Source organism: Amycolatopsis thermoflava N1165 (assembly GCF_000473265.1).
GTDB classification, from domain to species: domain Bacteria; phylum Actinomycetota; class Actinomycetes; order Mycobacteriales; family Pseudonocardiaceae; genus Amycolatopsis_E; species Amycolatopsis_E thermoflava.
Map to the genome: position 1 here is coordinate 3,859,301 of NZ_KI421511.1, position 13,450 is coordinate 3,872,750.

Here is a 13,450-nt window from a genome sequence, read left to right on the forward strand (position 1 = left end):
CACCCGCCGTCGGGCCGCATGGCACCCTGACGGCCGGTCGCATGGCACACCGACGGCGGGCCGCGTGGCGTCCCCGAGGCGGGTCGGGTGGTGCCGCGGCCGCGGGTGGGGTCGTGGTGTGGGTGCATCGGCCGCGTCCCGACGGCGGGTCGGGTGGTGCCGCGAGCGCGGGTGAGGTCGTGGTGTGGGTGCATCGGCCACGTGGGTGTCACTTCGACATCGCCCGGGGAGAAAAGCGCAGCTCAGCAGGTTCCCGGCAGAAAAGAATCTTTCGGTCGCGGCCGAGGTGTGGCATTGTCCGACCCCATCGGGTGAACGTGGAGGTGCGCCATGGTCGAGTCGAAGGTGGGCACAGCAGTCCGGCACCGGCTGCCCGTCCGGAAGTTGTTCGCGGCCAGCGTCGGCAACGCGCTGGAGTGGTTCGACTGGACGATCTACGCGACGTTCAGCATCTACTTCGCCACCGCGTTCTTCCCCGCGGGCAACGACCTGCTCGCCCAGATCAACACGTTCGCCACCTACGCGCTCGCCTTCTTCTTCCGGCCCCTCGGCGGTCTGCTGCTCGGCCGGTTCGCCGACGTGCGCGGCCGCAAGCCGGCCATGATTCTCACCATCACGCTCATGGCGGGCGGCTCCATCGTCATCGCGATCCTGCCCACCTTCCAGCAAGTCGGCTGGCTGGCACCGATCCTGCTGCTCCTCGCACGCATCGCGCAGGGGCTGTCCCTCGGGGGCGAAGTGTCCAACGCCTCCGCCTACCTCGGTGAGATCGCGCCGCCGAAGTGGCGGGGGCGCTACTCCTCCTTCTTCTACATCTCCACCGGCTCCGCGGTGCTGCTCGCGTCCGTGCTCGGGTTCGTCCTCGCCCGCACCATGGACAAGGCCGCCATGAGCTCCTACGGCTGGCGCATCCCGTTCCTGCTCGGCGGCGTCCTCGGCATCGTCGGCCTGTGGCTACGCCGCAGCCTCTCCGAGACCGAACAGTTCGAGCAGAACAAGGGCCGCGCGCAACGCGTCCGCCGCCCGCTGCTGACCACCCTGCGCGAACACCCCAAGGCCGTCGGCCAGCTCGTCGGCATCACGATGCTGTCGACCCTGTGCTACTACACGTTCTTCAGCGCCCTCACGCCCTTCGCGGTCAAGACCCGCCACGCCAACGACGTCGACGTCTTCCTCGCCCTGTCCATCGGCACCGCGCTGTTCGTCGCACTCCAGTACCCCTACGGCGCGCTCTCCGACCGCATCGGCCGCAAACCCCAGCTGTTCGCGTGGTCCGCGGCCACCGCGATCCTCATCGTGCCGCTGTCCACACTGGTCAAACCCGGCCTCGGCAACCTGCTCGTCGTCTTCTGCGTCGGCCTCGGGCTCTACGCCGCCCTGTCCAGCCTCGCGCCCGCGATCATGAGCGAACTGTTCCCCACCGAACTGCGCGGCCTCGGCATCGGCGCCTGGTACAACCTCACCGTCGCCGTGTTCGGCGGCACCGCACCGCTGGTCATCAGCGCGCTCTCCGCGGCCGGGGCGTCGATCCTGTTCTTCTGGTACGTTGCGGCCGGCGCGGTGATCGCGTTCCTCGTGCTGCTCACCCTCCCCGAAACGAAGGGCACGGAACTGCGTTAACGGCGGAACGGCACCAGATCGTCGGCGTGCACGACCTCCCGCCGCTGCTCCTCCGGCAGCTCATGGCTGGACCGGCCGATCAGCTCGGGCAACTCCCCCGCGTCGAACGCCACCACACCACGGGCAACCACACGCTGCGCGGCGTCGACCAGCTCCACCACGTCGCCCGCCTCGAAATCACCATCGACACCGGTGACCCCCGCCGCCAGCAACGACCGGCGCCGGCGCACCACCGCGGCCACCGCACCGTCGTCCAGGTGCAGACGACCCCGCGTCCCCGCCGCGTAGCCGAGCCAGAACCGGCGCGCGGACAGCCGGCTGTCGGCCGCCCGGAACGCGGTGCCGACCTCGGCCGTCGACAACGCCCGCGAAGCGTCCGACGCCGCGGCCAGCAGCACGGGGATCCCCGCTGACGCGGCCGTGCGCGCCGCGGCCAGCTTCGACACCATCCCGCCCGTGCCGAGCCCCGAACTGGACATGCCGACAGCGATGCCCTCCAAGTCCGCCGGGCCGGTCACCTCGGCGATGCGCCGCGTCGAACCCGACCGCGGATCCCCGTCGTACAGACCGTCCACATCGGACAACAGGACCAGGGCGTCGGCGCCGACCAGGTGCGCCACCAGCGCCGCCAGGCGGTCGTTGTCGCCGAACTTGATCTCCTCGGTGGCCACCGTGTCGTTCTCGTTGACCACCGGCACCGCGCCCAGCGCCAGCAGGCGGGAGAAAGTCCGCTGCGCGTTGCGGTAGTGCGCGCGCCGCACGACGTCGTCGGAAGTGAGCAGCACCTGACCCACCGTCAGGGCGTACCGGCCGAACGACTCCGCGTAGGCGTGTGCGAGCTGCAACTGGCCGACACTCGCCGCGGCCTGCTGGGTCGCCAGGTCCCGCGGCCGCTTGCCGAGCGCGAGCGGCGCCAGCCCGGCGCCGATCGCACCCGAGGACACCAGCACGATCTGGCTGCCCTGCGCGATCCGCGCCGCGATGGCGTCGACCAGCGCGTTCAGCCGCGTCACGTCGAGCCCGTCACCAGCGGTGGTCAGCGCCGACGAGCCGACTTTGACGACCAGCCGTTCCGCCGCCGCGACGGCTTTGCGGGCCACGCTCATCGTGCTGTCGCGTCCTCGTCCTCGGGCTGGTCCGGCCCGTCACGGCGGATGCGCCGGGCTTCCTTGCGCTCGGCGGCCGACACGCGGTTGTTCTGCTCCAGCCGCGCGTCGGTGCCCCGGCCCGTCATGCGCGCCGCCACGCCCGGCGTGGAGGGCTCCCACTCGAAGGTGATGTTGCCGATCGTCACCGGGCAGCCCGGCTCGGCTCCGCGCTTGGCCAGTGCGTCCTCGACACCCAGCCGGTTGAGCCGGTCCGCGAGGTAGCCCACGGCCTCGTCGTTGCCGAAGTCGGTCTGCCGGATCCACCGCTCGGGGCGCGCGCCACGCACGATGAAGCCGCCCGGCTCCTCCGGGTCCTCCTCGATGGTGAAGCCCGAGTCGTCGACCGCCACCGGCCGCAGCACGATCCGCGTCGGCTCCGCCTCCGGCTGCGCCGCCCGGTACTTCTCGACCTCCTTGGCGAGCGCGAAGGTCAGCTCACGCAGGCCCTGGCGGGTCACCGTGGAAACCTCGAACACCGGCAGGCCGCGCGCCTCGAACTCGCCACGCACCATCTCGGCCAGCTCGGCCGCGTCCGGCACGTCGATCTTGTTGAGCACCACGACCCGCGGCCGGGAGTCCAGCTCGCCGCCGAGCGCCGGGGTGTAGCGGGCCAGCTCGGCCTCCAGCGCGTCCACGTCGGACACCGGGTCGCGGCCCGGGTCGTAGGTCGCGCAGTCGACGACGTGCACCAGCACCGCGCAGCGTTCGATGTGGCGGAGGAAGTCCAGGCCGAGGCCCTTGCCCTCGCTCGCGCCGGGGATCAGACCGGGCACGTCGGCCATCGTGAACACGGTGTCGCCCGCGTTCACCACGCCGAGGTTCGGCACCAGCGTCGTGAACGGGTAGTCGGCGATCTTCGGCTTGGCCGCGGACAGCACCGAGATCAGCGACGACTTGCCTGCCGACGGGAAGCCGAGCAGACCGGCGTCGGCGACCGAACGCAGCTCCAGCACGAGGCTGCGCTCCTCGCCGGGCTCGCCGAGCAGCGCGAACCCGGGCGCCTTGCGCGCCTTGGACGCCAGCGCCGCGTTGCCGAGGCCGCCGCGGCCGCCCTGGGCGGCGACGAACGTCGTGCCCGGACCGACCAGGTCCGCCAGGACCTCGCCGTCCTCGGACATCACGACGGTGCCGTCGGGCACCTTGAGCTCCAGGGTCTCGCCTGCCGCGCCCGCGCGGTGGCTGCCCTGGCCCTGGCGGCCGTTGGTGGCCTTGGCGTGCGGGTGGAAGTGGAAGTCGAGCAGCGTGTGCACGTTCGGGTCGACGACGAGTCGCACGTCGCCGCCGTTGCCGCCGTTGCCCCCGTCGGGGCCGCCGAGCGGCTTGAACTTCTCGCGGTGGATCGAGGCACAGCCGTGCCCGCCGTCGCCCGCGGCGACGTGGATCACCGCGCGGTCAACGAACCGGGACGCCATCGTGAAGCCTCTTCTCGTTTCTTCGGAGGGATATCAGCCATCTTCAGCAACAAGGGGCGGGACCGGATCTGTTCCGGGCCCGCCCCTCGCTGAAGGTGCTGGGTTGTCTAGCCGGACCCTCAGGCCTCGGCCGGGACGATGTTGACCGTCTTGCGGCCACGCTTCGCGCCGAACTCGACGGTGCCCGCCGCGAGGGCGAACAGCGTGTCGTCGCCGCCACGGCCGACGTTCAGGCCGGGGTGGAACTTGGTGCCGCGCTGGCGGACCAGGATCTCACCGGCGTTCACGAGCTGACCGCCGTAGCGCTTCACGCCGAGGTACTGGGGGTTGGAGTCGCGCCCGTTGCGGGAGCTGGACGCACCCTTCTTGTGTGCCATGGCTCCTGCAGCTCCTTACTTCGTGATTCCGGTGACCTCGACGCGGGTCAGCTTCTGACGGTGACCCTGCCGCTTGTGGTAGCCGGTCTTGTTCTTGAACTTGTGGATGCGGATCTTGGGACCCTTGGTCTGCTCGACGACCTTGCCGGTGACCGAGATCTTCGCGAGTGCTTCGGCATCCGCCGTGACATCGCTGCCGTCGACGTACAGCACGGCGGGGAAAGAGTGCTCGGTGCCCGGCTTGCCCTCGAGCTTCTCGACCTCGACGACGTCGCCGACGGCCACCTTGTACTGCTTGCCGCCGGTCTTGACGATCGCGTACGCCGACACGGAAGTCTCCTGCTAACTCGACAATGGGTGAGGGCTTGCGCCACGTCCCGCTGTGTGCGGTCCGGTGATCGCGCCATAGCCCGTCCGGGGACGGGCCGTCTTACAGGTTACGTGACGCCCCGGTGCCGGTTGACACCGGGGCTCACGTAGGTGGATCAGCTCTGGTCCGACGCGTGCACCGGCGGCCCGGCCGGACGGGAGGCCGCGCGGCGCGGGCGCCTGCGGGCCGTCCTGGTGGCCGGGGTGGGCACGCTGACCTCGGGCGACGCCTCGCCGGAGTCCTCCTGCCCGGTGGCTTCCGGGCTGGACGTTTCCAGGGTGGGCGCCGGCCCGCCGGCCACGGGGCCGGCCGGGACGGTGGTGACCTGGGGCGTCTCGGTGGTGGCCTGGACCGGCTCCGGGGGCGCCGCGGGCCTGCGGGCGACGCGTCGGGTCCGGGCGCGGGAGGGCTTCGCCTGCTCCGCGGCGGCCGGCTCATCGGTCTGCGGCTGCGCCGCTGCCTCCGGCGAGGGCTGCGCCTCGACCGGGGGCTCGACCGCGCCTTCCGGGCCGGCCTGCGCCGCCCCGCCCTGGGCCTGCGCCACAGGCTGGGTCGTTGCTCCAGGCTGCTTCTCGGGACGGGCCTGCGCCGCGGGCTGCTCCGACGGCGCGGGCTGCGCCTCGGAACCGGCCTGCGCGAACGGAGCCGCTGCGTCGGCCTGAAGCGCGGGCTGAGCAGCTGCCTCGTGGGCCGTCCCGGACTGCGGCTGCGCCTCAGCAGGAGCGCCCTCCGGCCTGGTCTCGGCCTGCGAGCTGGGCGCACCCGCGGTCTCCGGCTGGGGTGCTGCCTCGGGCTGGACCGTCGCGTTCGGCTGGGTCTGGGCTTCGGGCTGGGCCGTCTCCGCGCGGGCCTTCCCACGGGAGCGGGACCGCCGCTCGGAGCGGTCGCTGCCGGACGAGGCGGCGTTCTCCGCGCCGGCGTGGGCCTCGGCGGGCGCCGCGTCGGCCGGGGCCGCGCCCGTCTCCGCCTTGTCGCCGCCTTCGGTCTTCGTCGAGGCGATCTTCGCGGCCTTGGCCATGGCCTCGACGGCTGAGATCGTGCTCTCCCGCTGCACCGGCGAGGGCTCGGGCGTCTTCTCCGCCTGCGGCTCCTCGACCTTGGCCCGGCCGCGCGACCGGCGCGAACCGCCGCCGCCACCGCCGTGCTGGTGACCGCCGCCGTTGCCGCCGTTGCCCGACTTCACCGGCTCGGTCGAGACGATGACGCCGCGGCCCTTGCAGTGCTCGCAGGTCGTGGAGAACGCTTCGAGCAGGCCGGTGCCGATCTTCTTGCGGGTCATCTGCACCAGGCCCAGCGAGGTGACCTCGGCGACCTGGTGGCGCGTGCGGTCCCGGCCGAGGCACTCGGTCAGCCGCTTGAGCACCAGCTCGCGGTTGGACTCCAGCACCATGTCGATGAAGTCGATCACGATGATGCCGCCGATGTCGCGCAGCCGCAGCTGGCGCACGATCTCCTCGGCCGACTCCAGGTTGTTGCGGGTGACCGTCTCCTCGAGGTTGCCGCCCGAACCGGTGAACTTGCCGGTGTTGACGTCGATCACCGTCATCGCCTCGGTGCGGTCGATGACCAGGTAACCACCCGAGGGCAGCCACACCTTGCGGTCCAGCGCCTTGGTGAGCTGCTCGTCGATGCGGTGCTCGGCCAGCACGTCACCGGTGCCGACGTAGCGCTTGAGCCGGGGGGTGAGGTCCGGCGCGACGTGCTCGACGTAGGCGCGGATGGTCTCCCACGCCGTGTCGCCCTGGACCTCGAGCGAGACGAAGTCCTCGGTGAACAGGTCGCGGACCACCTTGACCAGCAGGTCCGGCTCCTCGTAGAGCATCACCGGGGCGGACGACTTCTTGCCGGAGGTGGCCGCGTCGGCCTTCTCCTTGACGACCTCCCACTGCGCCTTCAGCCGCCGGACGTCGCGCTCCAGCTCCTCCTCGCTGATGCCCTCCGACGCGGTGCGGATGATCACGCCGGCGTCCTCGGGGACGATCCGCTTGAGGATGTCCTTCAGCCGCCGCCGCTCGTTCTCCGGCAGCTTGCGCGAGATGCCGGTGGCGCCGCCCGACGGCATGTAGACCAGGAAACGGCCCGGCAGCGAGATCTGGGTGGTCAGCCGGGCGCCCTTGTGCCCGACCGGGTCCTTGGTGACCTGCACCAGCACGTTGTCACCGGTGGACAGGGCCTGCTCGATCTTGCGGGACTTGCCCTCCAGGCCGGCGGCGTCCCAGTCGACCTCACCCGCGTAGAGCACGGCGTTGCGGCCCCGGCCGATGTCGACGAACGCGGCCTCCATCGAGGGCAGCACGTTCTGGACGCGGCCCAGGTAGACGTTGCCGACGATCGAGCCGCTGCCCTGCGACGTCACGAAGTGCTCGACCAGGACACCGTCCTCGAGCACGCCGATCTGGGTGTGCTCGCCGCGCTCGGCGACCACCATCGTCCGCTCGACCGACTCGCGGCGGGCCAGGAACTCGGCCTCGGACAGGATCGGCGCGCGGCGACGGCCCGCCTCGCGGCCGTCCCGGCGGCGCTGGCGCTTCGCCTCCAGGCGCGTGGAGCCGCGGACGCTGCGCACGCCGTCCGAGCTGCTGCTGCTCTTCTCGTCGGCCTTCGCCTCGCGGACGTGGACGACGGTGTTCGGCGGGTCGTCGGTGGTCGAGTCGGCGCTGTCCCCGTCCGAGCCCTTGCGGCGGCGACGGCGACGGCGACGACGGCTCGACCCCTCGGTCTCGTCGGTGTCCTCGGACGGCTCGCCCTCGTCGGCGGTGTCCTCGTCCTCGGCCTTGGCGGTCTCCTCGGCCGGCGCGGTCTCGTCGGCCTCGGTGGTCTCGGTGGCGTTCTCGTCGCCGCCCTTGCCCCGGCCACGGCCGCGACGGCCCCGGCGGCGGCGACGGCGGCCCGCGCCGTCCTCACCCTCGTCGGCGTCCTCGTCCACCGGCTTGACCTCGGCGGCCCGCTCCGCCTTGGGGGCGGGCTCCTCCTCGACGGCGCCGGCCTCCGGCGGCAGGAACACCGGCGACGGGGCCGCGAAGACCGGCATGTGCGGCGGGCGCTGCGGCTGCCGGACCGGCTCGGGCTCGGCAACGGGTTCGGGCGCCGCGGCCGCAGGCGCGGTCTCGGGTTCCGGCGTCGCCTGGGTGGCGGGCTCGGGGGCGGCCGGTGTCTCGACGACCGGCTCGGGCGTGCTCTCCGGAACGGCGTCGGGCGCCGCGTCCTCGGCCGGGGCGACCGCCTCGGGGGCAGCCGCCTCCTCGGCGGCCTGCTCGTCGGCCGGGGCGAGCGCCTCGGCGACCTTCACCGCGACCTCCCGCGGCACGCTCGACTGCGCGCTGCGCGCCGTCTCACCCAGTTCGGTGAGCTTCGCCAGCACGACCCGGCTGTTGGAGCCGAGCAGCTTCGCCAGGGCGTGCACCCGGACGCGGGGCGGCAACTCGCCCAGCGGGCCGGTTGCGGGTAGGGCGGTGTTCCCGCCGGTGTTCTCGGCGGGTGTGTCCGCGTTCGACATACATCTCCTCCGCCCCCGGGCGCGTCCCAGCCGCTTGGGCTGGCGGACGCGGCCGCACAGGGGCCCTTCCTGTCTGTTCCGCCGGGGTGGTCACCGCCGGCGGGAATCCTGTGCCTCGTCTCGCCCCGACGGTGCCGGGGTCCGGCACCCGCCGATGGCAGGTCCGCTCGGTGACGGGCCGTCCGAGCCGGCGGTTCCCGCCCGCCTGCCGCTCGTCGAGCCACCCAGGTGGTTCCTGGCGGCGACGACCTGGCGCTCTTCCGGCCTGTCTCCGGACCGCAACCCCCGGACGGACCGCAGGTCGCGGGCGTGTCGGCGGAAGCAGCCAAGCCGAGTATCCCACACGGTGCGTCCGGTGCGGCGTACTCGGTGCCAACAGGCACGTGACCACGGCCGGGCGAACTTGCGGCGTGCGCTTGTCGCCGCCGCGCGGGGTGGCTTAGCGTGCGGCAGGACGCCGACGGCTCCCCGGCCGCTGTTCGCCCTGTTGGAGGTCCCCGTTGCCCGGCTTCGGACGATCACTGGTGGCGGTGGCGTGCGCCGTGCTGGTGGTGGCGCCGGCCCATGCGGCGGCGGAGCCGGAGCAGGCGTGCTCGGACAGCGGGCGCGACGTGCGTTACCTGGTCGTCTTCGACCGCGACACGCCCGAACCCACGGCCCGGGCCCAAACGCGGGCCGCGTGCGGGCAGCTGACCGGATACCACCCGCAGATCGGTGTGGGCGTCGCCACCTCCGGCGACCCGGACTTCGCGCCGCGGATCGGCCCCGGGCGTGCCTACAGCGCACAGAACGAGCGGCGGGCCGGGCAGCGGCCGGTGCGGCCCGGCCTGCGCGCGACAACGCCGTCGGAGGTGCCGTCCGTGGACCGCGCCGGTGACCAGTGGAACCTCGCCGCGGTGGGCGGGCCCGGCGCGGGCAGCCCGGACGTCGTGGTCGGCGTCCTGGACTCGGGCATCGACCCGGACCACCCCGACCTCGTGGACGCGCTGGACCGGGGCGACTCGGCCGGCTGCCTGAGCGGTGTGCCCGACCCGGCCAAGAGCGCGTGGCGGGCCACGACGTCGGCGCACGGCACGCACGTCGCCGGGATCATCGCCGCGGCCGACGACGGGCGCGGCACGACCGGGGTCGCGCCGGGGACGCGGGTGGCGTCGGTCAAGGTCATCGACGACCGGGGCCTGGTCACCCCGGAAGCCGTGGTGTGCGGGCTGATGTGGGCGGCCGAGCGCGGGATGGCGGTCACCAACAGCAGCTTCGCGATCAACACGTGGGCTTCGTCGTGCACCTGGTCACCGGAGCGCGAGGCGGTGCGCGAGGCGGTCGGCCGGGCGCTGGCCTACTCGGCGTCGCGGGGCACGGTGAACGTGGCCGCGGCGACGAACGACGCCGTGGACCTGACCCCGGCGTCCCGGGCGGGCGGGTGCGACGCGTTGCCGGCCGCGTTGCGGGACGTGGTGGCCGTGTCGGCGGTCGGGCCGGACGAGGTGAAAGCCGGGTACAGCTCGTACGGGCTCGGTGTGGTCGACCTGACCGCGCCGGGGGGCGACCGCGGCAGGTGCGTGCTGTCCACCACGCCCGGCGGGTACGGCGAAATGTGCGGCACCTCGATGGCCGCGCCGCACGTGGCCGGCGCGGCGGCGGTGCTCGCGGCCGAGCGGCCCGGGTCGACGGCCCGGCAGCTGCGGCGCGCGCTGGAGGAACGCGCGCGGCCGGTGCCCTGCCCCGCCGACTACGACCTCACCGGCGACGGGCGGCAGGACGCGTTCTGCGCCGGGTACACCGGCTACAACGGCTTCTACGGGCACGGGATGGTGCGGGTCGGCGCCGGCTGACGGTGGGCCGTGCGCCGGATGGCCAGGACCGCGCCATTTGTGAGGCGGTGTGGCCGATCACGCCGGGTGCTGGGTCCGGCGCTTTCCCGCGACAGCGGGCACAGGCTGGCGCAGGAGCAGCCGGCTGAGGCGGTGGGCCGCGCTCCGGATGCCCGGCCGCGCCATCAAGTGACGACGTGACCGACCATGCCGGCGCGCAGGGCGCCCCGAGGCGGCAACGGGCGCGGCCGGTGCCGTGCCCAGCGGGCTACCACCTCACCGGGCACGGGTCTCGACGCGGGGAGCAGCCCGCTGAGGCGGTGGGCCGCGCTCCAGACGCCCAGCACCGCGCCACCAAATAGGCGACATGACCGGACCATGCCGGGGTACGAGGTGGTTCGGCGCTTTCGCGCGAGAACGGGCACGGGCTGGCGCAGGAGCAGCCCGCTGAGGCGCTGAGCCGTGCTCCGGATGCCCGGCCGCGCCATCAAGTGACGACGTGACCGACCATGCCGGGGTGCAGGGCGCCCCGAGGCGGCGGCAACGGGCGCGGCCGGCGGGCACCTCACCCGGCACGGGTCAGCGCAGCAGCAGCCCGCTGAGGCGGCGGGCCGCGCCCCAGATGCCGAGTATCGCCAGCGCCACGAGGTAGGCGACGTGGCCGATCATGCCCGGGTGCAGGGCGCCGACCGCGAATTCCCGCATCAGCTGGATTCCGTGGTAGAGCGGCGAGCACTGCACCACCACCTGCAGCGGCCCGGGGTAGACCGACAGCGGGTAGAACGTCGTGGAGAACAGGAACATCGGGACGACGGCCAGCTGGATGTAGTCGAACTGGGACGTCGAGCGAAGGAACGTCGCGCAGGCCATGCCGATCGCCGCGAAGGCCAGCGCGATCAACAGCGCGACCGGGATCAGCAGCAACGCCCACGGCGAGGTGACCAGGCCCATCGCGGCCATCACGGCGAAGAACGCGACCGAGTAGAGCCCGCCGCGCAGGACGGCCCACGAGATCTCGCCGATCGCGATGTCCAGCGGGCCGATCGGGGTGGCCAGCATCGCGTCGTAGGTCTTGGCGTAGCGGAACTTGAAGAACACGTTGAACGTGCTGTCGAAGACGGCGCCGTTCATGGCGGACGAGGCGAGCAGGGCGGGCGCGACGAACGCGACGTAGCTCATCGGCTGCCCATCCGGGCCGGTGGCGTCGCCGACGAGCCTGCCGAAGCCGATCTGGAACGCGACGAGGTAGAGGAGCGGCTCCAGCACGCCGGACGCGAAGACCAGCCACATGCGCGAGTAGGCCAGGATCGAGCGCTCGACGAGTTTGCTGGCACGGCCCGCGTAGAGGCCGGGCGGCAGGATCCGGAGGAGGACGCCGCGGCGCGGGGTTTCGGTGAGTGTGGTCATCGGGGCTCTCGCGTGGTCGGCCGGAGTCGGGTGGTCGGTGGGGAGCAGGCGGGCATCGTCACACCACCAGGCGACGGTAGAAGTAGCGGCGCGCCAGCACCGCCCCCACGGTGAACAGCGCTGCCAGGAAGGCCAGGTGACCGAGCGCGGGCAGCGGCTCCAGGCCGCCGAGGGTGACGCCCCGCGCGAGTTCGTTGCCGTGCCACAGCGGGGAGATCCAGGCGAGCCAGCGCAGCGCCACCGGGATCTGCTCGATCGGGAAGAACGTGCCCGCGAATAACGTCATCGGCATCACCACGAACCGGAACACGGCGTTGAACCGGACGCCCTCGTCGTACGTCGTCGCGGCCAGGGCCGTCACCGGCGCGGCACACGCCAGGCCGGTCACCGCTCCGACCACCACGACCAGCGCCGCCCCGGCGTTCAGCCACGCCCCGAACGGCACCGCGATCAGTGCGTACACCGCGCCGGACAGCAACAGCCGCAACGTCACCCAGATCAGGTGCCCGCCGAGCACCTGCCCCGGCGACACCGGCGTCGCCGTGACCGCCAGGTAGTCCTTCTGCCACTTGAACCCGGACAGCACCGGGTACGTCGACTCCCCCACCGCGTTCTGCATCGCCGCCGACACCAGCAGCGCGGGCGCGATGTAGTGCACATAGGACAGACCGCCGGTGGCGGGCCCGGCCTGCACCTGCGAGCCGAACCCGAGCCCCATCGCCAGCAGGAACAACAGCGGCTGCAGGCCGGTCGAGTACACATTGGACTTCCAGTACCGGCGGTACCACGCCCAGTACCCCTCGACGCGCAACCACGCGCCCTGCCACGCCGGGACGACCCGGCCCGTCGACGAAACGCTCATCAGTCCACCAGTGTCCGTCCGGTCAGGCGCAGGAAGACGTCCTCCAGCGTGCTCCGCCGCACCAGCGACGACAGCGGCCGCACCCTGCGCTGGTGCACCTGCTCCAGCGCAGCCTCGCCCGCCGCGGTGTACAGCAGCAGGCGGTCGGGCAGCACCTCGACCCGGTCGGCCAGGTCGGCCACCCGGTCCGCGGGCACCTCCTCCCCCGGCGCGAACCGCAGCTCCACCACCTCGCGGGTGGAGTACCGCAGGATCAGCTCGGCGGGCGAGCCCTCGGCCACGATCCGGCCGCCGTCCATGACCACGAGCCGGTCGCACAGCTGCTCGGCCTCGTCCATGTAGTGCGTGGTGATGATCAGCGTGACGCCCTGCGCCTTCAAGCGGAACAGCTTGTCCCACAACAGGTGCCGCGCCTGCGGGTCCAGCCCGGTGGTCGGTTCGTCGAGCAGCAGCAGCTCGGGATCGTTGACCAGGGCGCGGGCGATGGTCAGCCGGCGTTTCATGCCGCCGGACAACGGCTCCACCTCGTCCTCGGCCCGGTCGGACAGCTGCGCGAACTCCATCAGCTCGACCGCCTTGCGCCGCACGTGCGCCCTGGACAGTCCGAAGTAGCGGCCGTAGACGTGCAGGTTCTGCCGCACCGTCAGCTCGTTGTCGAGGTTGTCCTGCTGCGGCACCACCCCGAGCCGGGCGCGGATGCGCGGGCCCTCGACGTTCGGGTCCATGCCGAGGACCTTCAGATCACCGTCGGACCGCGGCGACACCGACGCGATCATCCGCATCGTCGACGACTTCCCGGCACCGTTGGGCCCGAGGAAGCCGAACGCCTCCCCGCGCCGGACCTCGACGTCGATCCCCCGCACCGCTTCGAAGTCGCCGAAGCGCTTCACCAGCGCCTTGGCCTGCACCATGCTCGGTTCGTCCACACCAAGCACAGTACGACCGGG

General features: G+C 72.6%; 10 protein-coding genes. 2 read left to right on the forward strand and 8 right to left on the reverse strand.

All coding sequences use genetic code 11. The features are described from left to right. The first annotated feature begins 330 nt into the window (after positions 1 to 330). Positions 331 to 1,620: an MFS transporter gene (locus AMYTH_RS0119025; RefSeq protein WP_027931658.1), complete on the forward strand. Its 1,290-nt coding sequence runs from the start codon at positions 331 to 333 to the stop codon at positions 1,618 to 1,620. Here AMYTH_RS0119025 and proB read toward each other — a convergent pair. The 5 genes from proB to AMYTH_RS0119050 form a co-directional block, all read right to left on the reverse strand. Next, the gene (proB, locus tag AMYTH_RS0119030; RefSeq protein ID WP_017987733.1) at positions 1,617 to 2,726 is read right to left on the reverse strand and encodes a glutamate 5-kinase; all 1,110 of its coding nucleotides are present in this window, start codon (positions 2,724 to 2,726) and stop codon (positions 1,617 to 1,619) included. The genes AMYTH_RS0119025 and proB overlap by 4 nt on opposite strands. Then, positions 2,723 to 4,180: a GTPase ObgE gene (gene obgE / locus AMYTH_RS0119035; protein ID WP_017987732.1), complete on the reverse strand. Its 1,458-nt coding sequence runs from the start codon at positions 4,178 to 4,180 to the stop codon at positions 2,723 to 2,725. Before obgE ends, proB begins: the two co-directional genes overlap by 4 nt. A 119-nt stretch (positions 4,181 to 4,299) precedes the next feature. Next, positions 4,300 to 4,557 carry a 50S ribosomal protein L27 gene (gene rpmA / locus AMYTH_RS0119040; protein ID WP_017987731.1) on the reverse strand — a complete coding sequence of 86 codons (258 nt, stop codon included), beginning with the start codon at positions 4,555 to 4,557 and terminating at the stop codon, positions 4,300 to 4,302. A gap of 15 nt (positions 4,558 to 4,572) precedes the next feature. After that, positions 4,573 to 4,887: a 50S ribosomal protein L21 gene (gene rplU, locus AMYTH_RS0119045; protein WP_017987730.1), complete on the reverse strand. Its 315-nt coding sequence runs from the start codon at positions 4,885 to 4,887 to the stop codon at positions 4,573 to 4,575. Between the two features lie 155 nt (positions 4,888 to 5,042). Then, positions 5,043 to 8,423 carry an Rne/Rng family ribonuclease gene (locus AMYTH_RS0119050; RefSeq protein ID WP_027931659.1) on the reverse strand — a complete coding sequence of 1,127 codons (3,381 nt, stop codon included), beginning with the start codon at positions 8,421 to 8,423 and terminating at the stop codon, positions 5,043 to 5,045. Positions 8,424 to 8,947: 524 nt separating this feature from the next. Between AMYTH_RS0119050 and AMYTH_RS0119055 the strand changes: the two genes are divergently transcribed. Next, on the forward strand, positions 8,948 to 10,255 hold the full coding sequence (locus tag AMYTH_RS0119055; RefSeq protein WP_027931660.1) for a S8 family peptidase: 1,308 nt from the start codon (positions 8,948 to 8,950) through the stop codon (positions 10,253 to 10,255). Between the two features lie 558 nt (positions 10,256 to 10,813). Here the strand turns inward: AMYTH_RS0119055 and AMYTH_RS0119060 are convergent. From AMYTH_RS0119060 to AMYTH_RS0119070, 3 genes are read right to left on the reverse strand one after another with little or no spacing between them, the layout of a single operon-like run. Further along, on the reverse strand, positions 10,814 to 11,641 hold the full coding sequence (locus AMYTH_RS0119060; protein WP_027931661.1) for an ABC transporter permease: 828 nt from the start codon (positions 11,639 to 11,641) through the stop codon (positions 10,814 to 10,816). Positions 11,642 to 11,699: 58 nt separating this feature from the next. Then, positions 11,700 to 12,503, reverse strand: a complete 804-nt coding sequence (locus AMYTH_RS0119065) for an ABC transporter permease (RefSeq protein WP_027931662.1) — start codon at positions 12,501 to 12,503, stop codon at positions 11,700 to 11,702. Further along, positions 12,503 to 13,414: an ABC transporter ATP-binding protein gene (locus AMYTH_RS0119070; protein ID WP_051362750.1), complete on the reverse strand. Its 912-nt coding sequence runs from the start codon at positions 13,412 to 13,414 to the stop codon at positions 12,503 to 12,505. The genes AMYTH_RS0119065 and AMYTH_RS0119070 overlap by 1 nt, the downstream gene beginning before the upstream one ends. Positions 13,415 to 13,450 lie beyond the last annotated feature (36 nt).